Source organism: Dorea acetigenes (assembly GCF_025567385.1).
In the GTDB taxonomy this organism is placed as follows: domain Bacteria; phylum Bacillota; class Clostridia; order Lachnospirales; family Lachnospiraceae; genus Claveliimonas; species Claveliimonas acetigenes.
The window spans coordinates 747-1,848 of the sequence record NZ_JAOQJU010000055.1; the positions used below are offsets into that span (position 1 = coordinate 747).

The window sequence follows — 1,102 nt, forward strand, 5'->3', positions numbered from 1 at the left end:
GCCGCCTTTTCTCTGAATATTCAATCTTAAAAACCTGCCCGCATAGTTCAGATTGACCTTCAGGCGTTGATGAATAAAACTTACTGGCAATCACTTCTATAAGCTGCCGAATCCCCAGATTGTTTTTAGCGCTTCCGTGATAAACGGGAAATAACGTTCCGTTTTGGAATCTCCTGTTTTCTTCCTGTTCCAGTTCTGACATTTTAAACGGTTTCCCTGACATATATTTCTCTAATAGTTCATCGTTTCCCATAATTACCGCATCCCACTGTTCCATATCGTCATTGTCCGTTACATTTATATGAGGATGCTGCCCAACCTTTTGCTTCACTATAATTTCCGAAGAAAGCTTTGCTTTCATTTCTTGATATACCATTGGCAAATCAATCCCCTCTTGGTCAATTTTATTGATGAAAAAAATTGTCGGAATCTTCATTGTCTGTAGTGCATGAAACAGTATACGGGTCTGTGCCTGTATGCCATCCTTTGCAGAAACTAATAATACTGCTCCGTCTAATACGGATAAAGAACGGTATACTTCCGCCAAAAAATCCATATGGCCTGGCGTATCTATAATGTTGACTTTTACATCCTCCCACTGAAAAGATGTCACTGCTGTCTGGATAGTGATTCCCCTTTGACGCTCCAAATTCATTGTATCTGTCCTTGTTGTGCCTTTATCTACGCTCCCTGGTTCTGCAATTGCACCACTGGTATACAATAAACTCTCCGTTAATGTTGTCTTTCCTGCGTCAACGTGAGCCAGAATGCCTAAGTTAATTATTTTCATGTGATTTTCCTCCTATCAACACCCAAAAAAGGGCATAAAAATACCCAGTGATAAATACTCCTATCACTGGGTAAATAACTCCAATAGCCCCAAAACACTTATATGTTTTCGGGCATATAAAATTACATGATAAAAGTATTCTTAAACTGGGTACAAAAAACTAAGCCCCATATTAAAAGTGAAACGGGACTGCTACTTTTTGTTCCCACTATCAAATTGACAGTTTATTTAAGAATACCTTGCCGCATATTTATTAACTCCTTGTATAATACTGAATCTAATTATATTCCTTAACCCTTTATTTGTCAAGCT

1 pseudogene is annotated in these 1,102 nt (G+C 38.1%); it reads right to left on the reverse strand.

Annotation, left to right across the window (positions count from 1 at the left end):
* Positions 1 to 790: pseudogene (tet(O), locus tag OCV99_RS17930) on the reverse strand (tetracycline resistance ribosomal protection protein Tet(O)); the annotation flags it as partial.
* Positions 791 to 1,102 lie beyond the last annotated feature (312 nt).